Origin of the sequence: Vibrio sp. D404a, from assembly GCF_030248535.1 — a bacterium.
In the GTDB taxonomy this organism is placed as follows: Bacteria; Pseudomonadota; Gammaproteobacteria; order Enterobacterales; family Vibrionaceae; genus Vibrio.
The window spans coordinates 26079-49343 of sequence record NZ_JAHGAJ010000040.1; the positions used below are offsets into that span (position 1 = coordinate 26079).

Annotated in this window: 21 protein-coding genes; 4 read left to right on the top strand and 17 right to left on the bottom strand. The window is 47.0% G+C overall.

Annotated elements, in window-relative coordinates; all coding sequences use genetic code 11:
* Nucleotides 1–66: 66 nt before the first annotated feature.
* Complete coding sequence (locus KI655_RS20605) at nucleotides 67–999, bottom strand: LysR family transcriptional regulator (protein ID WP_285408320.1); 933 nt, start codon at nucleotides 997–999, stop codon at nucleotides 67–69.
* A 112-nt stretch (nucleotides 1000–1111) separates the two neighbouring features.
* Here KI655_RS20605 and KI655_RS20610 point away from each other — a divergent pair, with 112 nt between their 5' ends.
* Both KI655_RS20610 and KI655_RS20615 read left to right on the top strand, forming a co-directional pair.
* Nucleotides 1112–2200, top strand: a complete 1089-nt coding sequence (locus tag KI655_RS20610) for an alkene reductase (RefSeq protein ID WP_285408321.1) — start codon at nucleotides 1112–1114, stop codon at nucleotides 2198–2200.
* A 208-nt stretch (nucleotides 2201–2408) separates the two neighbouring features.
* Nucleotides 2409–3230, top strand: a complete 822-nt coding sequence (locus KI655_RS20615; RefSeq protein ID WP_285408322.1) for an HNH endonuclease signature motif containing protein — start codon at nucleotides 2409–2411, stop codon at nucleotides 3228–3230.
* Nucleotides 3231–3499: 269 nt separating this feature from the next.
* On the opposite strand, the gene rlmJ is transcribed toward KI655_RS20615, so the two are convergent.
* The 13 genes from rlmJ to KI655_RS20680 all read right to left on the bottom strand — a co-directional run bounded on the left by rlmJ (nucleotide 3500) and on the right by KI655_RS20680 (nucleotide 19054).
* Complete coding sequence (gene rlmJ, locus KI655_RS20620; RefSeq protein WP_285408323.1) at nucleotides 3500–4369, bottom strand: 23S rRNA (adenine(2030)-N(6))-methyltransferase RlmJ; 870 nt, start codon at nucleotides 4367–4369, stop codon at nucleotides 3500–3502.
* A 213-nt stretch (nucleotides 4370–4582) separates the two neighbouring features.
* Nucleotides 4583–5524 (bottom strand): protein translocase subunit SecF, encoded by a 942-nt coding sequence (gene secF / locus KI655_RS20625; RefSeq protein ID WP_285408324.1) that lies wholly within the window; start codon nucleotides 5522–5524, stop codon nucleotides 4583–4585.
* Nucleotides 5525–5526: 2 nt separating this feature from the next.
* A complete protein-coding gene (gene secD / locus KI655_RS20630) occupies nucleotides 5527–7326 on the bottom strand; it encodes a protein translocase subunit SecD (RefSeq protein WP_285408326.1) in 1800 nt (599 codons plus the stop codon).
* Nucleotides 7327–7488: 162 nt separating this feature from the next.
* Nucleotides 7489–7947: a hypothetical protein gene (locus KI655_RS20635; protein WP_285408359.1), complete on the bottom strand. Its 459-nt coding sequence runs from the start codon at nucleotides 7945–7947 to the stop codon at nucleotides 7489–7491.
* A 214-nt stretch (nucleotides 7948–8161) separates the two neighbouring features.
* Nucleotides 8162–10930, bottom strand: a complete 2769-nt coding sequence (locus KI655_RS20640) for a pitrilysin family protein (RefSeq protein WP_285408328.1) — start codon at nucleotides 10928–10930, stop codon at nucleotides 8162–8164.
* A gap of 182 nt (nucleotides 10931–11112) precedes the next feature.
* Nucleotides 11113–11919, bottom strand: a complete 807-nt coding sequence (locus KI655_RS20645) for a LytTR family DNA-binding domain-containing protein (RefSeq protein ID WP_285408329.1) — start codon at nucleotides 11917–11919, stop codon at nucleotides 11113–11115.
* A 37-nt stretch (nucleotides 11920–11956) separates the two neighbouring features.
* Nucleotides 11957–12985 (bottom strand): sensor histidine kinase, encoded by a 1029-nt coding sequence (locus KI655_RS20650; RefSeq protein WP_285408331.1) that lies wholly within the window; start codon nucleotides 12983–12985, stop codon nucleotides 11957–11959.
* Nucleotides 12985–14352: a hypothetical protein gene (locus KI655_RS20655; protein WP_285408333.1), complete on the bottom strand. Its 1368-nt coding sequence runs from the start codon at nucleotides 14350–14352 to the stop codon at nucleotides 12985–12987. Before KI655_RS20655 ends, KI655_RS20650 begins: the two co-directional genes overlap by 1 nt.
* 10 nt (nucleotides 14353–14362) lie before the next feature.
* Nucleotides 14363–15103, bottom strand: coding sequence for an outer membrane lipoprotein-sorting protein (locus tag KI655_RS20660; protein WP_306416420.1), 741 nt, complete (start codon nucleotides 15101–15103; stop codon nucleotides 14363–14365).
* 73 nt (nucleotides 15104–15176) lie between these two features.
* Nucleotides 15177–16451 (bottom strand): FtsX-like permease family protein, encoded by a 1275-nt coding sequence (locus KI655_RS20665; RefSeq protein ID WP_285408334.1) that lies wholly within the window; start codon nucleotides 16449–16451, stop codon nucleotides 15177–15179.
* On the bottom strand, nucleotides 16439–17137 hold the full coding sequence (locus tag KI655_RS20670; protein ID WP_285408336.1) for an ABC transporter ATP-binding protein: 699 nt from the start codon (nucleotides 17135–17137) through the stop codon (nucleotides 16439–16441). The genes KI655_RS20665 and KI655_RS20670 overlap by 13 nt, the downstream gene beginning before the upstream one ends.
* 28 nt (nucleotides 17138–17165) lie before the next feature.
* Nucleotides 17166–17849: a hypothetical protein gene (locus KI655_RS20675; RefSeq protein ID WP_285408361.1), complete on the bottom strand. Its 684-nt coding sequence runs from the start codon at nucleotides 17847–17849 to the stop codon at nucleotides 17166–17168.
* A 227-nt stretch (nucleotides 17850–18076) separates the two neighbouring features.
* Nucleotides 18077–19054 (bottom strand): DUF1254 domain-containing protein, encoded by a 978-nt coding sequence (locus tag KI655_RS20680; protein ID WP_285408338.1) that lies wholly within the window; start codon nucleotides 19052–19054, stop codon nucleotides 18077–18079.
* 116 nt (nucleotides 19055–19170) lie between these two features.
* Between KI655_RS20680 and KI655_RS20685 the strand changes: the two genes are divergently transcribed.
* On the top strand, nucleotides 19171–20052 hold the full coding sequence (locus KI655_RS20685; RefSeq protein ID WP_285408339.1) for a LysR family transcriptional regulator: 882 nt from the start codon (nucleotides 19171–19173) through the stop codon (nucleotides 20050–20052).
* A gap of 113 nt (nucleotides 20053–20165) precedes the next feature.
* Here KI655_RS20685 and KI655_RS20690 read toward each other — a convergent pair whose 3' ends face one another.
* Both KI655_RS20690 and KI655_RS20695 read right to left on the bottom strand, forming a co-directional pair.
* Nucleotides 20166–21041, bottom strand: a complete 876-nt coding sequence (locus KI655_RS20690; protein ID WP_285408341.1) for an NAD(P)-dependent oxidoreductase — start codon at nucleotides 21039–21041, stop codon at nucleotides 20166–20168.
* Nucleotides 21042–21054: 13 nt separating this feature from the next.
* Nucleotides 21055–21957, bottom strand: coding sequence for a LysR family transcriptional regulator (locus KI655_RS20695; protein WP_285408342.1), 903 nt, complete (start codon nucleotides 21955–21957; stop codon nucleotides 21055–21057).
* An 82-nt stretch (nucleotides 21958–22039) separates the two neighbouring features.
* Here KI655_RS20695 and KI655_RS20700 point away from each other — a divergent pair, with 82 nt between their 5' ends.
* Nucleotides 22040–22297 carry a DUF2798 domain-containing protein gene (locus tag KI655_RS20700; protein WP_285408343.1) on the top strand — a complete coding sequence of 86 codons (258 nt, stop codon included), beginning with the start codon at nucleotides 22040–22042 and terminating at the stop codon, nucleotides 22295–22297.
* A gap of 164 nt (nucleotides 22298–22461) precedes the next feature.
* Here KI655_RS20700 and KI655_RS20705 read toward each other — a convergent pair whose 3' ends face one another.
* The gene (locus tag KI655_RS20705; RefSeq protein WP_032553717.1) at nucleotides 22462–23178 is read right to left on the bottom strand and encodes a YebC/PmpR family DNA-binding transcriptional regulator; all 717 of its coding nucleotides are present in this window, start codon (nucleotides 23176–23178) and stop codon (nucleotides 22462–22464) included.
* Nucleotides 23179–23265: the final 87 nt, after the last annotated feature.

A 23265-nucleotide genomic window follows, 5' to 3' on the forward strand; every position in this document is an offset into this window, starting at 1 on the left:
TCATAACCAGTTCAGTCAGTTCTGTCCGCAGTCCCGTTTTCAGTTCGAGAGTTTTGTCATATCGAGTTAATTAATTGATTTATCGGTCAAACGACCAAAATTATCGATTAGGAAATCCAAAAACAGTCGAATTCGCTTAGGTTGATACTTCTTGCTGATGTACACCACATTCAAGTCAGCACTCGACACAGAGGTCGAGGTATTGAAGTTTTTCATATAGCCGTTGAGCAGAGTGACAAGGCGTTGGTTATTGATGTCATCTTGCACATCCAACACTGATTTAAGCGCAATACCCTCGCCTTTTAATGCCCAGTAGCGAATCACTTCGCCATCGTCTGAGAATCGCTTTGGCACAACGGTAATCGACTTCTTCATATCGTGATCTTGAAAGTGCCAAGTCTTGAGTTCTTCATTACTACGCAGCATTGCCAAGCAGTCATGGTCTGTTAAGTCTTGAGGCGTTAACGGCGTTCCATGCTTGGCAAGGTATTCAGGAGAGGCACACAGCACACGTCGGCTCGGGGATAAGCGCCTTGATATCAAACTGCTGTCGACTAACTCTCCGTAGCGAATCACCACATCCATGCCCGACTCTGCAATATTAGACAGGTTATCGTTCAAATACAGGTAAGGGATCACGTCGGGGTATTGCTGACAGAACTCAGAGAGAATAGGAAGAATGTACTGCTTGCCGATGTCTTTCGGTGCGGCGATCTTTAAAGGGCCTTTAACCTCTTTGACGCCATTTTGAATCAAGTTTTCGGCTTCGCTAACGTTATCCAATATCTCCAAGCACGCCTTGTGATATAGCTCGCCAGAGTCGGTCAAAGACACATGTCGAGTACTTCGATTCAACAGCTTCACGCCATACCGCTCTTCGAGTGCTTGCAACCTTGCCGTCATGGTCGCTGGTGATAAGCCTAGCTCACGCCCTGCCGCCGCTAAACCTTGATGCTTCACGATGCTAACGAACATCGCCATGTCTGAAAACTTATCCACCCTGCCCCAACAATTCACTAAAACCGAATAATGAATTCATATTTTAGCCAATTATCAAATTCAGTCGAATAAATAAAATAGTCCCTATCAACAGAAAATAGGAATTCTCAACATGACTAAATTATTCAACAAGACGCAATTAAAAGAGTTAGACCTACAAAACCGTGTCGTTATGGCACCTATGACTCGCGCTCGTACCAGTCAACCGGGCAATGTACCAAACGACATGATGGCGACCTATTACCGACAACGTGCTAGCGCTGGGCTTATCATCACTGAAGCGACGCAGATCTCTGATGACTCTCAAGGTTACTCATTCACTCCCGGTGTTTACACCGATGCACAAATCGAAGGTTGGAAGTCAGTAACCACCGCGGCTAAAGCACAAGGCGCAGCAATATTTTGTCAGCTCTGGCATGTCGGCCGCGTGTCTCACCCTACCTTTCAAAAGGGCGAGCTGCCGATTGCACCGTCAGCTTTGGCTCCGACAGAAACTCAGGTTTGGATTGCAGATGAGAATGGCAACGGCAATATGGTGGATTGCATCCAGCCAAGAGAGATGACCCAAGCTGACATCGATCGCGTGGTTCAAGATTTTGCGAACGCAGCAAAGAAAGCCATCGCGGCAGGGTTTAATGGTGTCGAGATCCACGGTGGTAATGGTTACCTCATTGATCAATTCCTAAGAACCAACTCAAACAAGCGCACCGACAACTACGGTGGCAGCCGCGAGAAGCGACTTCGCTTTTTAATTGAAGTAGTGGATGCCGTCGTTAATGCAATTGGTGCAGACAAAGTGGGCGTACGCTTGGCGCCTTTCATCACCTTCAAAGACATGAACTGCCCAGACATCGTGCCAACGATTTTAGAGGCTGCAAAAGCACTGCAAGCTCGTGATATCGCTTATCTCCACTTGTCAGAAGCCGACTGGGATGATGCACCGGTTATCCCTGAAAGCTTCCGAGTCGAGCTAAGAGAATTATTCTCTAACACCATTATCGTCGCAGGCGGCTACACGCCACAGCGCGCCGAAGAAGTATTAAGCAAAGGCTACGCCGATCTCGTCGCATTTGGTCGCCCATTTGTAGCAAATCCAGATCTCGTATCACGCCTGCAAAACGGTAATGAGCTAGCACAACTCGATGGCACGACCCTATTCGGCGGCAACGAAAAAGGCTACATCGATTATCCAGCTTTGTAATGATAAAGCATTAAACAAACACCAAGCCTGCATGAGCCCAGCAGGCTTGCCTCTTTAGAAACGTGACCGATCCGATACCTTTTCATACCCAAGAATCCACTTGCATATTTTAATTTAAACCACTGTTATATTTGAACTTTATATGAAATTTAAATCACAAAAATATCAATAATATTTAGAATTTAAACGAATAAACGAGGACTCTCCATTGTTCAACGTAGGACAGGTTTACAATCGACGCACAGATATACACGGCCGCTACAAAGGTCAGCAATATGGTGGTATAGCTACGCCGGCTGCTCACCCGTATGTATTTATCTTCACTAGCGATGCGGGCGAAGAGTTTGGCTACTCTGATGGTTTTAGTGCAGACGGCACTTTCCGATATACAGGAGAAGGGCAAGAAGGTGACATGAAAATGGTTAAAGGTAACTTGGCCATCTTTGAGCACCAAAACAACCTCAAAGAGATTCTCTTATTTGAATCTGTCTCAACTGGTCTTGTTAGATTCGTCGGTGTTTGTAACTACATCTGTCATCACATCGAGCAACGCCCCGACAAGAACGACCAACTGCGCGACGCAATAATTTTCCATTTAGATATAGTCCCGCAAAGTATTGGAGATACAATTCAAACTCCAAAAATGTCATACCTTACCAAGCCAACTAAAAGTAAATCACTGAAGCAGTTGCGAGACATCGCTTTAGCTTCAACGCCACTTAAAGCTAGCCCTAAAGAGCAACTCACGCACGTGAAGTATCGTAGTGACGCTATCAAGCTTTATGCAAAGAAACGAGCAGATGGAAATTGTGAAGGCTGTGAAATAGCATCGCCCTTTGAGGCAAAATCTGGTCCCTACCTAGAAGTACATCACCTGACACGATTAGCGGATGGTGGTGCTGATTGTCCTGAAAACGTGATTGCTCTCTGCCCTAATTGCCACCGAAAAGCGCACTACTCTATAAACGCCACTGAATTCAACTCACAGCTCATCGAGAAAGCACTGAAGATTGAAGAGAACTTGCTATAAGAATTTTCTTCAGGCAAAAGAAAGGCTCGCGTGACTAGTGCGAGCCTAATGCTGTTTAGGGGGTAAACCGCATAGATTAAAATGGAGATTATTTGTTTAAGTGTGTCGCAATTCAAAGCTGAATTTGGGCGACTCTCCGCTTGTTAGTCTCAGTTTTAAATGATTGACGAGAATTAATCAACATTTATAAGTTAGGGTCAGGTCAATTAAAAACCCTATCCTTTACAATGACTTGTTAACACGCTGTTCGCTTAACTATGCCAACTTCGTTATGCTAAGCCACGCATTTGCCAATACCCTTCGCCATGGGTGGCCAGATCTCGGTGCAGAAATTCCAAGATATCGGCGACCTTGCCTGCAAGCCCTTGTGGCGGGTTAAACAGCAACAATCCGCTACCGATAAGGCGGTCATCTCCTTTTGGATCTCGTAATCTCAGTTCAGCCTTAATTGGGTTTGGCAACTCTTCCGCTTGCATCGCATCGAAACAGTGGCTGAGGATCAGCGAGCTCTTATCTTCGGTATAGAGTGGGTACCAAATAAGTGCTGACACTTTGTCAGATTGCTTATAAGCCTTAGCCAATGCATCTATCACCGCGAGGTACTCTTCGTCACTCTCATAGGGAGGATCGATGACCACCAATTGATGTCTGTCGCTCTTTGCGACCACATCAGGAAGTGCTTTGAGTCCATCTCCGGCACTCACATGCAACGCGCTTGAAACGCCACGCTGCTGCTGAATCTCTTCAATGTTGGCGCGCAGTAAATCCGCCTCAGATTGCTGAATATCCGAAAAATAGAAGCTGTCTTGGCTGCGACCATGTTGATACGCAATCGCGGCGGAACCCGGATAGTCAGTGATCAGTTGATTAGGATTGTAATACTCTAAGATCGAAATAAACGATGAGAAGGCATGTGGGAGATACCCCTTATTGCGCCATAGATACCCAACCCCTTCGGCAAACTCACCAGCATGATTACTCGGCGCTGTAGTGAGGTCGTATCGCGCGGTCCCTGAGTGCGTGTCAATCACGGTCAAAGTTGAGTGTTGCTGCATGAGCATTTTAACAAACTCACTCAATACTGGGTGCTTGAGTGCATCCCCATGATCGCCCACATGACATTGGTGTCGATATTCCATTGCTTTGCCTCATTTCCAACTAACATCTTATAAACATAAGTCATATTGGATAGAGGTGCTGCGTCAATATGCAGATTTTTGAAATAGAGTCACTTTCTCTAACTTATTGACCACACTAAAAATAAGGCCCCAAAACTGAAATCAGTCTTGGGGCCATTTATTGTGTTGAACTTTCAATAATGAAGCTCAGCCATGATCAAGTATGGGAGTCGTCTAAGGGCGACTGTCTTCCAACTCATCGACAACTTTGATTTGGTAGTGGCAAGGCAGTAATCCAAGCAACTTAGGTAGCGTGATACCGACCGAGATTGAAGACCAAGTACCGCTGAGAATCCCGACAACCAACGCAATCGCAAAGCCTTGCAGTGCAGCACCACCAAGCAACCAAAGTGCAGATACCGTCAACAAAGTAGTACCTGAGGTCACCATAGTACGCGAGAAGGTCGCTTTTACCGATTCGTTGAGCAGGTTATCGGTTTCACCGTTTGGATTACCACGCAGCATCTCACGAACACGGTCGGCAATGATGATCGAGTCATTGAGTGAGTAACCGAGAATCGCTAACACGGCCGCCAATACCGTTAGGTTGAACTCAAACTGAGTAAAAGCGAACAAGCCTAGGATAATCGTTACGTCGTAGATGATTGCAGCCAGAGCGCCCAGTGCTAGGCGCCACTCAAAGCGTACGCTTAGGTAGAGCATGATCATGATGAAACACACCAATACTGCCAAGCCACCTTGGTCAACCATGTCTTGACCGACTTGCGGGCCAACCACACTGCTGTTAAGCACCTGCACTTGATCGCTGACCGATGCCAAGGCATCAACTAGGCTAGTTTGTGGTGCATCCGTCAATTGGCTGTAACGAATGGTCCAGCGGTCTTGCTCGGCCATGCCAACCACTTGAACATCTTGTTGGAAAGCCGTATCAAGTTTTGTTTTTAATGCCTCTTTGGTCACTTGGTCAGAAAGTTGAACTTCAGCAACCACACCACCTGTAAAGTCCAAGCCCCAGTTAAACCCTTTCACTGCCACCAGCATCACAGAGCTCATGAACAGGACAATAGAGATCACCGACATCACCTTGCGAAGACGAGTCATGTTGCTGTCTGAAAGATAGCGGTCTGAAATAGTCATTTTCGTTGAAGTACTCATGCTTAAATCCTTACATCGTGGCGTTGGTCACGCCCCCAAACCAAATTGATGATCGCTCGTGAAGCAAAAATGCCCGTAAACATACTGGTTAGAAGACCTAAGCCCAGAGTCAAAGCAAACCCTTGAATTGGTCCGTTACCAATGGTGTAAAGGGCGATAGCAACAATCATGGTGGTGAAGTTAGCATCGAAGATTGACGAGAATGCGCTATCGAAACCACGATCGATGGAGCTAGCAAAGCTGCGTCCTTCTTTCATTTTGTCTCGAATACGTTCGAAGATAAGTACGTTGGTGTCTACCGCCATACCAACGGTTAATACCAAGCCAGCAATACCCGGCAGCGTTAATACCGCGCCCGGTAGCAGCGCAATCAAACCAAACAGCGTCACCATGTTTAAGATAAGTGCACCGTTCGCAACCCAACCAAGACGGCGGTACCATAACGCCATAAACGTAAGAGTAAGACCAAGGCCAAGAGCTAGAGCAGCGAAACCATTAGTCACGTTTTCTGCACCCAAAGATGGGCCAATGGTACGCTCTTCAATGATGGTCACAGGCGCAGTCAATGACCCAGCACGAAGCAACAGAGCCAGCTCTTGCGCTTCAGCCATGGTGCCTGCACCTGTGATTCTAAAGCGGCTGCCCAATTGAGATTGGATATTCGCTACGCTGATTACTTCGCTGGTCTGTTCGCTGTTACCGGCTCGGTCGCGGCTGTATTCGCTGTACACAGTCGCCATTGGCTTACCGATGTTGTGACGAGAGAACTCAGACATTTTCTTACCGCCGGCTGAATCCAGCGTGATGTTGACTTCTGCGCTACCCATCTCACCAATGCCGCTGCGTGCATCGATAATGTGTTCGCCACTAAGTACGGCTTTGCGAGCGACAACAACACGATTGCCGTCAGTGTCTTTTAGCGTTTGAGTGGTACGTGTTGGGTTATCGTAGACAGAGTAGAACGCCAGTGAAGCCGTCGCACCAATTACGTCTTTCGCAGCTGCAGGGTCTTGGACACCCGGCAATTCGATACGAATACGACTTTCGCCTTGGCGCTGAATGGAAGCTTCTGTAATGCCCAGTTCTTCAATACGGCTGCGCATGATTTGCAGGTTCTGTTGAACCGTTAGGTTGCGTAGCGTTCTTTGTTCGTCTTCAGATTGAGTCAGAGTCAGCTTTTTGTCTGAGCTGTCACGCAACCATTGCGGAAACTCTTCACGAATCAGCTTTTGCGCTTTTTCAAAATCGGCATCAGTACGGAAGTTGAATTCCACTTGGTTGTTGACCACTTTGCCGCGAGCGTAGCGCACTTGGCTGGTAATATCGTCGACTACCGCTTGAGCTTGCGCGTTGTAGACCGGCTCCATGTCTACTTCGAGTAAGAACTGCACACCACCACGTAGGTCAAGGCCAAGCTGAATCGGTGCAAAGCCCATGTCAGTCAACCATTTTGGTGCTGCTGGCTCCATTGCTAGCGCTACCGTCGCGTTGTCTAGAAGGCGTTCATTAAGCACTTCTTTGGCTTTCGCTTGCTGCTCGGCATCTTCTAGAATCACCACTAAGCGGTTGTCTTTTTGATAGGCCGACTTGGCTTGGATGCCTTCACTGGCGAGGTATTGAGTTACCTGAGTGGCGTCGATTGTCTGCTCAGAACGGTTGTTGATTTGAACCGAAGCATCTTCACCAAACCAAGAAGGTAAAGCGCTCAGAATCATGATGATGATGGTGGTGATAAGCACCACGTATTTCCACTTTGCGTAGTGGTTGATTTGTTTTCTTGGAATGCGTTTATTCACAGTCAAGATCTCTTATTTTGGCTAATATCTTGCGAACGAGATCGATGGCTAACCGCAACCAGAGCAAACTGATTGAACGGCAGCAGAGCACATTCGCGAATTGTTTTGGGGATTGGCGAGATCAATGGACGTAAGGGACCATCGATACGACCAATCAGGGTCAAACGATTAGCTAAGAAGTTCTCGGAAGTGTGAATATTGAATATTGCCCTCTTTCCATCCGGCAAGCCTAGATGGGGGCGAGGCGATCACGCTGGTCCAGTGCTGTTTTACATCCATAAGGGGATCGCTAAGCAACAAAGACGCAAGCAATGAAGGGGGAGAGAAGTCAATCAGCAGGTGATAAACCGGCTCTATATCGGCCGAGCCATCCTGCTCATTGCTGAGTATTCGACGAAACGTGCTGGCTTGTAGACTAGACTCGGAATCGTGATAGTGCGAGCTGTCTTCCATAGGAGGAATGAGCTTGGTTTGCTCACACGCTTGCAGCGTTGCTGAAGATATTTTTTGATGAGATTCAGCTAGTTGCTGACACAATTGGCTGGTTGACGTTGCCGTTTGAAATGGCTTGACTGGTAACGAATAGCCGTGACTGTTCACTAAGCCAAAGCTCAGTACAAACAACATCAACACTAAACGCGCGCCTAACTTCAACAACTCAAAACAATCTCAAATGATAGAAACGTCGACAATATATAACAGCAATGAAAGATACAATTGATTTAAAAGCTGCCTTATTCATATTTGACACAACGCTGACAATCTCAAACCAATAAAAAAGCCAAGCGCGATTGGCTTGGCTTTGGTGACACATCCTTTATGGCGAAACGCCAGCAGGTCTCTACTGTGCTGGGCGTAGAATGTTCTTATAGTAACGACTGTTTTCACCGAATAGGCGCTGAGCGTGCTCGTTCATATCTTTACTGGAGATGGAATTTACCATGCCCTTCACATCAAACAGTGCCTCGACACCAAAATCATGAATAATATAACGAGAGACAAACCACGCCTGATCTACAGGGTTGGCATCGAGTGGCGCAAAGTCATTCTCCAACTGTTTACCGACCGCCCTCACCTCTTCTTCGGTGATGCCATTGAGCAGGTCAGCCATCACCTTATCGATGGCAGCCTCAACTTTTTCAGCGTTAGTCGGTGTAATGTTTGCCCCAATAAACCAGTCACTGCTGCGCTCACCATCTTGTGAAACCGCGTAAGCGTAAGGTGAATAATCCAAGCTCAGCTCTTCACGAACATACGCATCTAAGCGAGTGGTCAGGATGCGCTGCATCAAGTCCGACATAAACACCTCTTTGGCGCTGTCACCCTGAGATGAAGGAGGGAGCTCTGAAACCACGCGCAAGATGTATTCTGAGCTCTGCTCAGTATTCACAGAGAGATCGACACGCTTTTGATTGTTCAATCGATAAGCCACAGAAAACTCTGGAATCTCAGACTCTTTCAGCGGAATAGAAGCCACATACTGACTAACTAACGGTTTCAAGATGCTTGGGTCAATGTCACCAACAATCACCAACTGTGTATGGCGATCTTGGTCAAACAGAGCTTGGTGAACGCGGCGCACTTGTTCGACTGAGACCTGCGCTACAGCACTTCCATCAATCAAATAGTGACTACTATTTTCTTGAAAAGTATTGTGGTTCATCGCTTGTTCGAACTGCCCCATAGAACCGTCAAGATAAGCCGTTCTGCCCTGATTAAACTCTTGTTTCACCGCTTCTAATTGCTTAGGCGAGACATTGGGAGAGGTCGCAATTGCGTTAAGTGCGCCAAAGGCCTCTTTAATTTCATCTTGATAGAACTTGAATTCAATGCCATGACGCGTTGAGTCAATAAACGAGTAAAGCTCAATACTCTCACGATCGAGGTGCGCTTCCAGCTCAGACCCATTGAAATTACCCACGCCGCTTCGTGCTATGGTTGCAATCGCCACCTCCGCTGCAGGGTACAAACTCGGGTCCAACGCCATTTTTCCACCTAAGCTGGTGTAGTACATCCCGACTTCATCATTAGCATAAGTATCGCGTAGGTACCACATATCAACGCCGTTACTCAGCGTCCACTTTTGAATGTAAGGATCAGCATACATCTGCTCAACCAGCACCACTTCACCTTGTGTAATCGGCACAGCAAAACTTTGATCACTGGTAGATTGAATGGTTTGCACACCTGGCGCAGCATACGCCGCCTTTAAGTTTGTCGTCGTCTGCTCGATCGCATCTTTATCTTCGCTTCTATCAACGCCTAATACTAAGAAGTAGTCGCTAGAGAGCAAGTCACGAATATTGGTGTTGATCGTGTCGAGGTTAAGCTGTTCAACGAACACCTCTAGGCTTGCTTTCTCATCACGAGGCGATTGCATTGTGCTCTCAACCACCAAGTTGCCCACCTTGTAGTTCGCAAAATCAAGCCCATTCATGTTGTCCCATTCGCGCTCAACATTTTGCAGCCAATCTACGTAATACTGTACTTCACTTGCGATCTCATTCTCAGAGACACCGTAATCACGCAGCGACGCCAGTGTAGAGATAAGTTGTTGTTGGGAAACTTCACGAGACCCAACAGGAAACGCCACGCTGGTTAACGAGTAGCGCTGATACTCCATCGAATATCTTTCAGAAATAATCCACTGAGTAGGCAGTGCGGCCTCATTAAATACTGAGTTGAGACGCTGCTCTATAATGCGTTGAGAGAGGCCATCTAACCAACGTTGATGCTGCTGCTCATGAGTCTCTACTACTTCAAGACCACGATTAAACATCAAGGTGATACTCGGTGATTCGCCACCTTTCACATACTCAACAAAATCGTCTTCATTAAAGGAGGTGATTCTCTGCTTTTCAGGCCTAACGGTTTGGCCACGCTCCCAGTCTGCAAACGTCTCGTCGATTAGTGCAACCGCCTCTTCTTTATTGATATCACCGGCCACCACGACCTCAACCAACTGAGGTTGATACCAGGTTTGATAAAAGCCTCTCAGCCCTTGTTGATCAGCGGCCATTACCGAATCTTTGGTGCCGAGTGCATCCTTAGATTGATACTGACCACCTTGGATAAAGTAGTCATAAAAATTATCGGCGAGCTGCTTATCTTCAAGCTGTGCGTAGCGAAATTCACCAAGAATCACACCCTTCTCTTTTTCCACTTCAGAGCTGGCGATCTCTAGGCCGTCACCAATATCACGCATCCAAGTTAGAGCTTGAGTCAATTGGCTATTGTCGGGTAAGTCGAGTAGGTAAACCGTCTCTTGGTAAGAGGTGTAAGCATTTAAATCGGCACCAAAACTGACGCCAGCGTCTTCAAATAGGCGGATCACATCATTTTGCGAAAAATTCTCACTGCCGTTAAACGCCATATGCTCAACGAAGTGTGCGTAGCCTTTCTGCTGATCTGTTTCTTGGAAAGAACCCGCGTGGACCACTAGCCTAACCGACACAGGCGCTTCACGGTCACGATAGACATGGTAGGTCAGCCCATTATCAAGCTGACCTGTCGCCCAAGATGGATCGGATTGAATGGGGCTCTGGTTGGGTATCGAGCTACAACCCATTAAGGTCGCGCCCAACGCAACCACTAAACAATAATTTTTCATAACAACCTCTTATATGCCACTGCGTGACAATATACAGATCGGGTGAATAATTCCTGCTTAATACTAAATCACATGAATATCTTTGTGATCGCGATCTTTATTTTATAAATTTCAGTGCGTTAGCCTTTCAATATTGAGAACTATTAGTAGAAGTTGTAAATCCAGCACTTGGCTCTTTATCTTTACATGCCTTTAAAAAGGCTTTGTGATGAACGACTTACCGGTAACTTTACCCCTGATACATAGGCGGACATCTGTCCTGAAAAGCTCTTACTGACCTTATCGATTGCTGCAACACGCACCACCACCGATCGGTGTATCTGCCAGAATGTATCTGGCTCTAACTGACCAAGCAGCTCTTTGAGAGACGTACGTAGAATGAACTCTTCAACATTGTCTGCCTCTCCGACCTTAAACAGCGAGACGTATTTATCCTCTGCTTTGAAGTAGAGCACCTCATCTACTGCGATAAGATGAATATCATCGCCCGAATGTGCCTTAAGCCAAGTAAGGTATTGTGGTGTGGCGACGGTTTGGGAAAGTTGTTGAATGTGTTGCATCAGAGAACCCATATCAACAGGGGGCTCGGGCTGACGTGCCAATAAGCGCTGTTTTAGCTTTTCACAACACGCTAATAAACGGTCTTCATTGATAGGTTTAAGCAAATAGTCTGCGGCGTTGCGCTCAAAGGCTTGCACGGCATACTCATCGTAAGCCGTGATAAAGACCACGAGGGGCGCGTCAGGCAGCTTCTGCAACTGTTTTGCGAGCGCCATACCATCAAGCTCAGGCATTCGAATATCAAGGAACACCACATCCGGTTGGTGCGCCTCAATCATCTGTTTCGCCTCGGTACCATTTTGTGCCCGACCAAGGATGTCGAGCTCTGGCCAAACGTCAGCCAAGCTCTTATCTAAGTGATGGCGAAGCAAAGGCTCATCGTCCGCTATGATGGCAGTAAAGCCGTTATTGTTTGCCATATTCGCCATTATTCTTCCTTAAAATTCACACTGTAAATCGCCATTTCTATTGGCCTGAGAGCGGTAGTCTTAATTGAGCCACCACACCACCCGCAGCTTGTTCTTTGATGGATAAGCTCGCCTGTTCATCAAATAACATCGCGATGCGCTGGCGGATATTATTCAACCCCACACCATGGCCTCCGCTATTGGACGAGCTAGACAACCCTAAGCCATTATCAACTACGTCGATCGTCAACCACTCTTGTTCGACACTGAATCGGATCATAAGCTCACCACCGGCAGCCTTAGGTTCTATCCCATGAGTGAGGGCATTCTCAACCAAGGGCTGAATCAAAAATGGCGGGATCACTTGTGTTGAATTGACTTGGCTCTTATCTATGTTGAAAGTCAGGCGCTCACCCAAACGAATTTTCTGAATATTCAGATACGCATCCAACAGATCACTCTCTTGGGCAATGGTTGATTGCTCACTTCGACTATTACGCAATGTGACTCGCAAAAGCTCAGTAAGCTTATCCAGCATCAGTTTTGCCTTATCACTATCAGTCTCAATCAAAGCACTAACCGTTGCCAACGTGTTGAACAAGAAATGCGGCTCAATTTGGCTCTGCAGCTGCTTTAACTGACTGAGTACCACCACTTTCTCTTGGTCGGCTTGGCGACGTTTAGCCACTTCTAATTCATTGTCTGCACGCAGCTTTTGCTCTCTGGTGTAGAAATAGTAGTAACTGACCGAACAGAAAATGACACCGAGAAAGATCACCGACTTAAGCTCGGATATCCCCTCACCAAAAAAGCCATTTAGCCAATAGTGCGCGTTGAGTGTTCCGACTGTCAGAGCAAATACCATTGAGATGGCGATCTCTAATAAGCGTGACGTATCGGGAAACAACTTAATGAGGACAAAAGAAGAAAATACCGCGCTATAACCAAAGCCAAAACTGATCATGGCGTTGGTGAATAGTGGCCCTCCCCAAATGCTTTGGGTTGTCACGCTAATCACGATACAAAACAGGGTGGTCACTAACCAACTCTTAAACCAAGAGTACTGTTTACATCCAGATTCACTCATTAAAATCGTCCTTTAATATTTAATAGAATCATATGACTATCCGGCAAATTAGCGTAAGCAGATTCCTTGTTTCCGCCCAAAAAGCGTGCAGCAAGTTCCACTTCAACCGATGCATCACCGTTATCCAATGCTTGATAGTTGATCCATTGAGTAGCGATGACGCCACCATCTTGAGGCGCGACCATCACATCCAGTGTCGGCGTAACATCGTCCAGCCACGCCCATGTTGAAATGCCATCAGCAAACAGGTGACGCCAACCACTTGAGTCCAATGACCAATGAAACATCAGATTGTGTTCAACGATGTTTGCATGCTGATACCCCTGCGCATAAGCACTTGCTAGAGGTTGAGCTGCAGGCATTTGCGATAGATCTTGAGCTCGGTCTAACGCCGTTTGCCACTCAGAATTACTCCATGCTCGGCTGTCATACCAATATTCAAGCACAATGTTGTGCCCGGTATCGTTAGCCCATGTCAGCCCTGCCAGAGCTTGGAAGGCATCACCTTGTTCCTCTAACTGAACTGGCTGATATGGATCATCAGGCAAGCTATAACCAAGGCTGTGGCGTTGATAAACCATCGAACCATGAAACTCCCACGCTAGGTTAAGCACGGACACCAAACTCGCGCCAAACAATCCATGTCTGACATCATCGTAGTAGGCGAGCCATTGATACTCGTGGTCACCGACCATGTTGTAGCGTTTAATCCCTATACCTTGCTGCTCACTTGCCTCTTCTAGCTGGTTTACTTCTTGCGAGCCCCATGAAGAGTCGCTGTAGAGCAGAGTCCATTCACCACTACTATCAAATAGAGATAACGAAGCCACGCCGGCCCCTTCTTCGGCAACAATCCCTACGGGGTTTTGTCGGTAAGGTTTAATCACATCCAATGGGCGGTAGCCGTAACCGACCCCCCAATCGAGACGCATTTTGCCTAGGGTAATATCCAGATAGTGCTCTCCGGTGATGGATGATGAGAACTCGACACTGTGCTGCCAAAACAGCTCACGTACGATCAACTGCGTATCGCTGTGACTGTCGGGTACCTGATGTCGGCTTTGCGCATGATAGAGATCATCGCCCTTAATCGAGAACAGCCCTAGCCAATGCGCGTAGTTCACTTCAAGATCGAGTAATGCATTGACCGACTGGCGATGATATTCAGGCTCATTCAACCATGGCGTTTCCCGTGATTGCACCGTTTCAGCGCTGACCTGCCAGTCCCAAGCTAGGCTCAGTTGGCTATCATCTGCCAATACGCTCGCGCTCACTACAGAAGCAGCAGCGGTGCTTATTACGACAGCTCGCGCACACCAGCGTTTGAGGCTCCTATCTCTCGTTTTCAAACAAGCCAAAGTGTTCATCACCACCCACCTATAGCCCAGACACGCTGTTGCGAGACAGATACGCAGGGTTGTAATACTTGTCAGCGAGGGCTTGCTCTGTGATCTCTTGGTACTCAATCAGGGTACGCTTACTTGGTTGAATCTTATCAAGCAGACTCATCGCCACTACACTTGGCAGCCCATTACGCTCTCCCTCATCAAACCACGCCTGTTTCGCCAGTTTCCCTGATCTCAAGTAGAGGTCAGCCTTGATTGGGAACGCGCGGTCGGTGGTTAACCACAAGTCAATCGACTGATAACTGGCTCCTTTGGTTTTGGCGGTGAGTTTTAATTTATGTGTCACCACCTGCTCACCATTGTCTAACTCAACACTCTCTTGCTGCACCCACTCTCCTTGGTAATCCTCGCTCCAAGTCAGTGTTGAGATGTCACCCACCGAGGCTTCACCCAAGAGTTTCTGCATTGGTGTGATTCGGATCGGTCGGCGCGACTTAGGCATGAGCAACCAGTAGTTATCCTCAATCATCAGCATTTTTTGTCCTGCTTCGACTGCCGATTTAAATATCACCAATGATTCTCGGTTCGGACGCGTATAGACGTTGTACTGACGGGTCTTATCCAATTGGTCATTCTCAAACAGATGCACCACAGACACCACCTTAGACGCTTGCTGGCTGTTGAGTCGGTAGCGATCGGCTTTGGCAATCATCTCAGTTACTTGCTCGGCATCGACCGCCCAACTCGCGCCACTGAAAACCAATGACAACATCAACAAAAACGCCATTCCTCTGCGAACGAAAAGAGACTGATTTGAGCAGCGATTAATAACAGTATTTCGATAATTAAACATAAGTCAGCGCCTCCGTGATGGGTTTGTTTACGCCTTTGCGTGCAGCAAAGTAAGCGGCAATAAGGCATATAGTGGTTACACCGAGCATGGCGTAGCCCACCAGCTCAAATGAGAAGTAGATATTTAACGGATAGCCATCAGTACGACCTGGAGGCGGTGGCATTTGTACATCCACAATCAACAAGAGAACCGTCATAGCTGCACTTGCAAAGGCGCCAAGCAAGCCACCAACGACTGCCAACAAACCAGCCTCTTTCAAGAATCCGGCAATGATTTCAGACGGGTAGCTACCTAATGCCGATAGCGTCCCCATTTCTCGAGTACGCTCTGTGACCGACATGGTCATGGTGTTGAACAGCGACACAAATACCACCAGAGCCATCACCGCGCCCATGATGCCGAAGATCCGATCGTAAAGATCCTTAACTTTGGTGTAGAAAAACGCGCGATCCTGCCAAGGGGTGATCTCAATATCGCGACCTTGATCGCTCCCCTTATCCAATGCGGTCTGAATACGTTGCTGGACGGCTGATGTTTTTTCAGTTTCAAAGAGAAATACAGAGAGCGTGCTGACTCTGTCTGATGCAAGCAGCTCTTGTGCTTGGCTGATATGGACGTAAAGCTGACGTTTATCGAGTTCAGGAACACCGGTCGAGTAGATACCCTGCACCTTAAAATCAAAGGCATTCAATGCGCCATCACTGGTGGTCGCGAGTAGAGTCACCCAGTCACCAATGCTCACCTTGAGATTGCGCGCTAGGTCTTTCCCCAACATCACTTGCGGCTCTGTGTCATCGTACCTTGGTGAATCAATACTGGTGAGTGTTTGCCCTTGTCGAACATCCAAGAATGGCCCCTTCATATCGAACTCGCGCTCATTCACGCCAGTGCCCATAAAGATGGTCGACTTCGAACCATTGGAGACAAGGCCACTGAAGTAGACACGTGGCTGAACACCACGCACATCGCTGTCGCCGATAATCAACTTTGTCAGTTCATCTGCGTTATCTAAACCATTGCTCAGCGGCGTATCTTCGTCCTGCTCAAAATAGCCCGGAGTGCTGAGTGTTAAATGCCCTGTATCTCGCGCGGTCGACTCTCGCAAAGACTCATAAGTATAGAGCCCATAACCACCCGCCGAAGTCAGCGCAAACACCGCAATCGCCACGATCAAAACCGACAATAAGCTACGACGACCATTGCGCAGCAAATTCAGCCACGCCAAGCGAAGCGACTGCAAAAAGCCAAACTGCATTAACTTGCCCATGAGATTGCCTCCTTGTTTGACACTGAAGAGACCAAATTGCCGTCCACTAACTCAATCACTCGATCACAACGGTTAGCCATTCTTGGATCATGGGTGGCAACAATAAAGGTGGTGCCAAACTCGTGGCCAAGCTCGCGCATAATATCGATCACGTTATTAGCGGTGTGGCTGTCTAAGCTCGCTGTCGGCTCATCGGCGATCACCAACTTAGGTTTATGAACCAAGGCTCGAGCAATCGCGACACGTTGTTGTTGGCCACCTGAGAGGTTATCTGGTCGGTGGTGAATGTATTGTTCCAAGCCAACACGCACCAACATCTGCTTGGCTTGTTTATGTTGCTGTTCGATACTCAAACCATTGAGCATCAAAGGGTAAGCAACGTTTTCCAGTGCCGTCATAACGGGTACTAAGTTAAATTTTTGAAACACAAATCCCAAACCGTGGCGGCGGAAACGTGCAGACTCAATCGCTTGTTCAGGATAGGGCTGCCCCTCTATTGAAATCATCCCCTGGTAGTCACGATCGAGCATGCCTAGGATATTGAGTAGGGTACTTTTACCTGAGCCTGACGGGCCGCATAACGCCACCATCTCACCTTGCTCAATCTGCCCTGATACTCCATTCAGGGCATGCACGACCTGCTCACCCGTTTTGTATCGCTTGTTGATGGCTTCGAACACTATCATCTTGTTCTCTCCCTTGTTCGAGCGGACATTATTGAGCCTGACTGACGAGTGCCTTCGCCGTCATGGTTTCAATGTTGCTGCTGTCTTTCTCTTCCATAACCGCTAGCCATGATTGTGCTTGTACGAGGTCTTCTGCTCGAATCGAAGCTGTGATCGCGTAGCGATAGATCCACGCGGTCGCGGCGAAGTTCTGATGTGCAAATTCGTCTTCAGATAGCAGGTCTAAATAGAGGTCATAGCCACGATCAAAGTGGTTAAATATATCTGGGAGTGAGGTGTAAGTGGTCGCGGCCATTGCACGGGTCAAGTAGGCTTCTGGCAAGCCTTGTACTCTCGCCTGCTCAGCCACAGGTTGTTCGATGCTATTTAGTAGAGTTAAAGACTTATCGATGGTTGCGAGTCCTTTCTCGACATACTTCATCTTATTCCAAGGCAGAAAGGCATCGCGCCCTTGAAGAGTTTCAGTGCTGCCCAAATAGACTAAAGTCAGCGGTGTTGCACCTTCCTTGTCGAGAATCGATTGAAGGGCATCATGCGCCGCTTCAACCATATCTTCATCGCCTTGAGCTGCTTGGTTGTACATAGAGAGTGCTTGCGGCGTTGGATTTGCCAATACTGGCACACTTACCGCTAAACCAAAAGCGAGTGTCGAGACAAAGAGAGACGTTTTAATCGACTGCAGTGCATTGAATGGAGTGTGACTTGCTTTCATCATGGTATTCCCTTTCCTGTTTTGATGATGAAAGGTTAAACCGAGTGATGAAAAGGATTTTGTGAATGCGACAAACGGTCAATCTGAGGCGTGAATGGTCAAAACCGTGCGTGAGTGGCTAACGATAGGCGCAGCTATTGTGACTATAGAAATAGCCGCTGGTCAGCGGCTATTGGGCTTAATGTTGAGTTTAGGCGAAATCTACTTCTTAGATTCGACGACTTAAATTAGCCTACTTTCTTAATCATCGTCACCGGGTTGTAACCCTTCTCGCCTTTGCTGACTGGCTCGCTAGGGTTGTAATGACGCATAAGCACATTAAATTTGCCCGTACTGTTACCTTCCATCGTTGGGATATTGTTTGGTTGACCGTCACATCCAAAACGGAGAGTATAAGTGCCATCGCTGTTCATCACGGGTTCCATTTCACTCGAAATGTTAGCCTTATCGTTAAACATACGCCCATCAGCATTGTAAACCGTCGCTGACCAGAATGCCCCTGCCTTCGGGTCTTTGAAAGTCGTCTCGTAACATGCATTCGCATCGAAGTACTGACTGGTTTGATAGATGTTATCTTCGACCATCGCGCCGCCCCAACCACCAGCTGCACCCACATAATTCATGTAATCAGTTTGACCACTTTCTTTGTTACCAAATGCTTTTGATTGATCATAGCCGTCACTGAAATCGATGTTGCCAGCTCTATCCATGGCCTTAAAAGACGCCATATCCCACTCTTTTAAAACAAACGGCTTATCGCTGCTGGTCTCTATCTTCAGGTTACGACGCGCATCATCTTCAAGAGCACGAACAATAACAAATGCATGGTCGGTTTTTGCGCTGATTTTATGACGACCTGAACCGTAGATCATTGATTGTGTTTCGTGGTTTTCATCAACAATTTGTAGTGACACATATTGGTCGGTTTCTGGAACTGTCACGTAGACATCATCATTCGACATATCGATGACAGAAACAGAATAGAAAGTGTCTCGATTCATTCGTACAACGAACTGCTCTTCAGGAACACTGCTCGGTACTGGCATCTCAAAAAATGTGTTGATACCACCCGCTTTTTCTACCACAGCGCCGAGGCGCATATTCGTGTATGCCTGAGCAAAATTATCTTCCGTGACAATAGTTGGCGCTGCAATAACGCTGGTTGAGAATAAAGCGACAGCAGTAAGGGGAAATAGTGTTTTCATAGTAGCGACCTTTATATTTCAAAGTGAATGTCATTTGGAAGAGTATTGTTTGCTCCGCCGACAGTGATCACTTTATACTTCCAAAATGGAAAGCGTGGAAAATAGGACTTGCCAAAGTGGAAAGTATAGATTTGAACTTACTTCGTACCTTTGTATTGCTGTGTCAGTCGAATAGCCTAAAAAGGGCTGGGATAAAGTTGGGGATCTCCGAGAGCGCTGTCAGCAAGCAAATGACCAAGCTAAGAGAGCAATTGGGACAACCACTTTTCGAGCGCACCACGGAAGGGTTGAGGCCAACGCACTACAGCAAATCTATTTTGCCCAAGATTGAGCAAGCCTTATCCTTAATGCACTCCGCTACCTCACCAGTAACATTCGATCCTGCTACCTATGAAGGGCCAATCACCCTCGCTTTCTTCGCTTCCACACTCGAATTTTCAGGTCTTAGTTTATTTAAGGAACTTTCGAAAACATTCCCCAAAGCACAAATAGAGCTCAAGACTTGGACATCAGATACAGAGCAAAAATTAGAAGAGGGTGATATCACCTTGGGTGTGCACTTTCTAAACGAAGACCGCAGTACCAATATCTTCCAGAAACGCATCATGGCCGACCAACTGGTGGTCGCCGTGTCAAAATCATTGGGGCCACTAACATGGGAAGAGGCGTTGCAGTTGCCTTTTATCAAGATTCGAAGTCAAGGTTGGAATGAAGACCGCTACCGATATTTAGAAATGTTGAGAAGCCGTGGTATTAACCCCAATATCAGTATCACAGTGGACAATTTTTCCGTTGCGAGGCAAATTCTCGAGCAAGGAGAGCACACCTGCGTGTTAAGCGACAGTTGGAAGGACGCTTCGCTTAATACAATAGAGCCACCCAAAGAGCTTAGGATTGATTTAAACCTTGTCTCCTGCATGCGTCTTGTTGATCGTCAAAGTCCTCTTAATCTTGCGGTTCATGACGTGGTTAAGAGAGTTATGCTTCAATCTCGATAGGCTTTAATCTAGATAGTTAGCGCCCCTAAACGAGTTAAAAGGCTCGTTATCGCTTCATGCAAACAAAAATAGCCGCTAATCAGCGGCTATTTTTAGTTATCTAAACGAATTTTCTATTTCTTCGATTCTTCAACCACGGCTTTCATTAATACCGAGGTATCCATGCGGCCTTCGCCTTGTGCTGACAGTGCTTTGTACGCGTTGTTGGTCTTTTCCGTCAAAGGGAGTTTCACGCCTTGGCGCTCCGCTTCATCTAAGCAGAAACCTAAGTCTTTGATCATCCAATCGATTGCGAAGCCGAAATCAAATTTGTTTTCCGACATCGTCACCGCGCGGTTCTCCATCTGCCATGAGCCAGCAGCGCCGTTTTTAAGGCAATCAACCAGAGTCTGAATATCCAAACCTGATTTCTCAGCCAGCACCAAGCCCTCAGACAAGCCGTTCAATACACCTGCGATACAGATCTGGTTAACCATTTTCGCACGTTGACCTTGGCCTACTTTACCCATAAGAACTGACGACTTACCGTAAGCCTCGAACACAGGTTGAAGGTCGTTGAATAGCTCTTGCTCACCACCACACATGATGGTTAGCACGCCATTTTCTGCGCCCGCTTGACCGCCTGAAACTGGCGCATCCATAAAGCGAACGCCAACTTTGCTAGCAGCTACTTCAAGCTCTTCCGATAGCAGTGCAGACGTCGTAGTATGGTCGACAAGAATCGCATTTGGCTTCATTGCCGCCAGTGCGCCTGTTTCGCTGGTCGTCATACTGCGTACGTCATCATCGTTGCCGACACACACAAGAACAACATCCGCCTCAGCCACACACTCCGATACACTCTCAGCGGCTTTGCCTTGGTATTTATCAGCCCAATCTAGTGCTTTGCTGTGAGTACGGTTAAATACCGTCACCTCGAAACCGGCTTTAACTAGGTGGCCTGCCATTGGGAAACCCATAACACCCAGTCCGATAAAACTTACTTTCATTTGTTGCTCCTTTTTATAAGACGGCCTCGTCGTGATGGAAAGATCGAATGCTCTCAATCAATGCATCAATCAGTAGCGTCAACGCCTTAGGCTGATATTTTCTCTCTTTGTACACTAAATACGCCTGACGGTCACCTCGGTGATACTCAGGTAGCAGCTGAATGAGATCCATATTGGGTGAGATATGACGAAAAGGCAGTGAAGCCACACCTAAACCGTTTTCCACCGCTTCAGCGACTCGGTGAATATCATTGACCACAAACTTAGGTTGAATGGTAATGTTCTGATCTAACTTATCGTCTTTATAAAGTGGGATATCTGTTACATGATCGACACTAACCCAGTCCTGCTGTGCTAACTGCTCTGGTGTGGTAATTGCGCCTCTTCGTTGCAAGTATTTATCACTAGTAAAGAAACCATGTTTAGCCTTAAACAGAGGGCGCGCAATCATCCCTTCAAGGTTTGAGATGTTAAACGTCACCAACAGATCCCGATCGGTTTCTGGGACTAAATGCTGCTGACTTAACACCAGATCGAGCTGTACCTTAGGGTACTGAATCAGAAAGCTCTCGATAGTGTTACTCAGAAAGCTGCCATAAAAGTTGTGCGGGACAGTCAGCTTAATTTTGCCTTGAATAACATCTTTGCCTTTGACCAAATCCAAAAAGCCCGCCTGCAGCGATTCCATACCACTACTGAGCGACTGGAATGCGGCTTCGCCGTCTTTCGTCGCCACCAACTCACGTCCTTTTTTCTCAAGCAGGCGAATACCAAGGCGCTCTTCTAGCGCGGACAAACGGCGAGACATAGTCGAAACAGGAAGTTGTAGCGAACGTGAAGCTGATAGCAAAGAGCCCTTCTCCACCACAGCACAAAATAAAAACAGATCATCAATGTTTCCATATATGGAATTCATGGTTCTTTATATGCCTATTTTTCTCATTAGTGGATATGAGTAACATTAACTCAACGAACAGGAAAAATCATTAGGAGCAGAGATGAATAAGAAACTTCACTATGTCACTGCAGTACTTTCATCATTGATCATGGCACTGCTGATGTCGGGGATAATTTCAGGCACCAAGATGGGCTTCAGCCACGATTGGCCACCAGTTTGGTTCAACAGCTTTTTGGTTGCGTGGCCATGTGCATTGACCTTAAGCCTGACGCTGTTACCGCAAGTAAAAAAGTTAGCAGAATGGATATGCAAACCAAGAGGCTCGCAACAATCTCAAATGGAGCTTTGCGATGACTAGAGCGGCGATAGAAGATTTTGTGATGAATGGGTTTTTGTCATGATTAAAGTCCAAAAGCAGCGATTTTTTCATCGTTCCGGCGGAACAATGATCAAGGTAAATAGCAGGCATAAAAAAACCGAGCACTGGGCTCGGTTTTTTATTAACTGTTGTAACTGTAAAAATTACAGCTCAGCGTTGTGGTAAACCTGTTGTACGTCATCACAGTCATCTAGAAGATCTAGGAACTTCTGGAATTTCACTGCATCATCACCCGCTACAGGCGTGTGAGTTTGAGGTACGAACGTGATCTCTTCAACGTCTAGTGTTAGATCTGGGAAAGCAGCTGTTAGTGCAGTCTTAGTCTTGAAGAACTCTGTTGTTGGAGCGAATACAGTGATTACGCCGTCTTCTAGCTCAACGTCAGTTACGTCTACGTCTTCCATCATTAGCGTTTCTAGGATGATCTCGTCATCTTCGCCTTTGAATTGGAATACCGCTTGGTGAGCGAACATGTGAGAAACAGAACCTTCAACACCGATTTTCGCACCAGTCTTAACGAAACATTGGCGAACGTCTTGGAAAGTACGGTTACCGTTATCTGTTAGACAGTCAACGATTACGCTTGTGCCGCCAGGGCCGAAACCTTCATAACGAGCTGGTACGTAGTCTTCACCACCACCGCCGTTTGCTTTATCGATCGCTTTGTCGATAACGTGTGCAGGTACTTGGTCTTTTTTCGCTTTAGCAATCAGGTGCTTAAGCGATAGGTTCATATCTGGATCTGAACCGCCATTCTTCGCACACATGTAAATTTCTTTACCGTACTTGGAATAAACTTTAATTTTTGCGCCTGCTGTTTTCGCCATAGAGGCTTTACGCACTTCAAAACTTCTTCCCATCGGGATCTTCTCTCTGATTCAATTAACGGGGCAAATTCTAGCAAAAAACCGCATCATTTCAATTCTGCGGCATTGCTGGGGTAAGCG

Coding starts and splice junctions, on each gene's coding strand:
- KI655_RS20660 (WP_306416420.1), bottom strand. CDS start 15,103: ATGTTGTCATTGGTTTTCAGTGGCGCGAGTTGGGCGGTCGATGCCGAG.
- KI655_RS20665 (WP_285408334.1), bottom strand. CDS start 16,451: ATGGGCAAGTTAATGCAGTTTGGCTTTTTGCAGTCGCTTCGCTTGGCG.
- KI655_RS20695 (WP_285408342.1), bottom strand. CDS start 21,957: ATGAATTCCATATATGGAAACATTGATGATCTGTTTTTATTTTGTGCT.
- KI655_RS20690 (WP_285408341.1), bottom strand. CDS start 21,041: ATGAAAGTAAGTTTTATCGGACTGGGTGTTATGGGTTTCCCAATGGCA.
- KI655_RS20705 (WP_032553717.1), bottom strand. CDS start 23,178: ATGGGAAGAAGTTTTGAAGTGCGTAAAGCCTCTATGGCGAAAACAGCA.
- KI655_RS20670 (WP_285408336.1), bottom strand. CDS start 17,137: ATGATAGTGTTCGAAGCCATCAACAAGCGATACAAAACGGGTGAGCAG.
- secF (WP_285408324.1), bottom strand. CDS start 5,524: ATGAGTACTTCAACGAAAATGACTATTTCAGACCGCTATCTTTCAGAC.
- KI655_RS20650 (WP_285408331.1), bottom strand. CDS start 12,985: ATGAGTGAATCTGGATGTAAACAGTACTCTTGGTTTAAGAGTTGGTTA.
- KI655_RS20675 (WP_285408361.1), bottom strand. CDS start 17,849: ATGAAAGCAAGTCACACTCCATTCAATGCACTGCAGTCGATTAAAACG.
- KI655_RS20680 (WP_285408338.1), bottom strand. CDS start 19,054: ATGAAAACACTATTTCCCCTTACTGCTGTCGCTTTATTCTCAACCAGC.
- KI655_RS20700 (WP_285408343.1), top strand. CDS start 22,040: ATGAATAAGAAACTTCACTATGTCACTGCAGTACTTTCATCATTGATC.
- KI655_RS20635 (WP_285408359.1), bottom strand. CDS start 7,947: ATGTTGTTTGTACTGAGCTTTGGCTTAGTGAACAGTCACGGCTATTCG.
- rlmJ (WP_285408323.1), bottom strand. CDS start 4,369: ATGGAATATCGACACCAATGTCATGTGGGCGATCATGGGGATGCACTC.
- KI655_RS20640 (WP_285408328.1), bottom strand. CDS start 10,930: ATGAAAAATTATTGTTTAGTGGTTGCGTTGGGCGCGACCTTAATGGGT.
- KI655_RS20655 (WP_285408333.1), bottom strand. CDS start 14,352: ATGAACACTTTGGCTTGTTTGAAAACGAGAGATAGGAGCCTCAAACGC.
- KI655_RS20610 (WP_285408321.1), top strand. CDS start 1,112: ATGACTAAATTATTCAACAAGACGCAATTAAAAGAGTTAGACCTACAA.
- KI655_RS20645 (WP_285408329.1), bottom strand. CDS start 11,919: ATGGCGAATATGGCAAACAATAACGGCTTTACTGCCATCATAGCGGAC.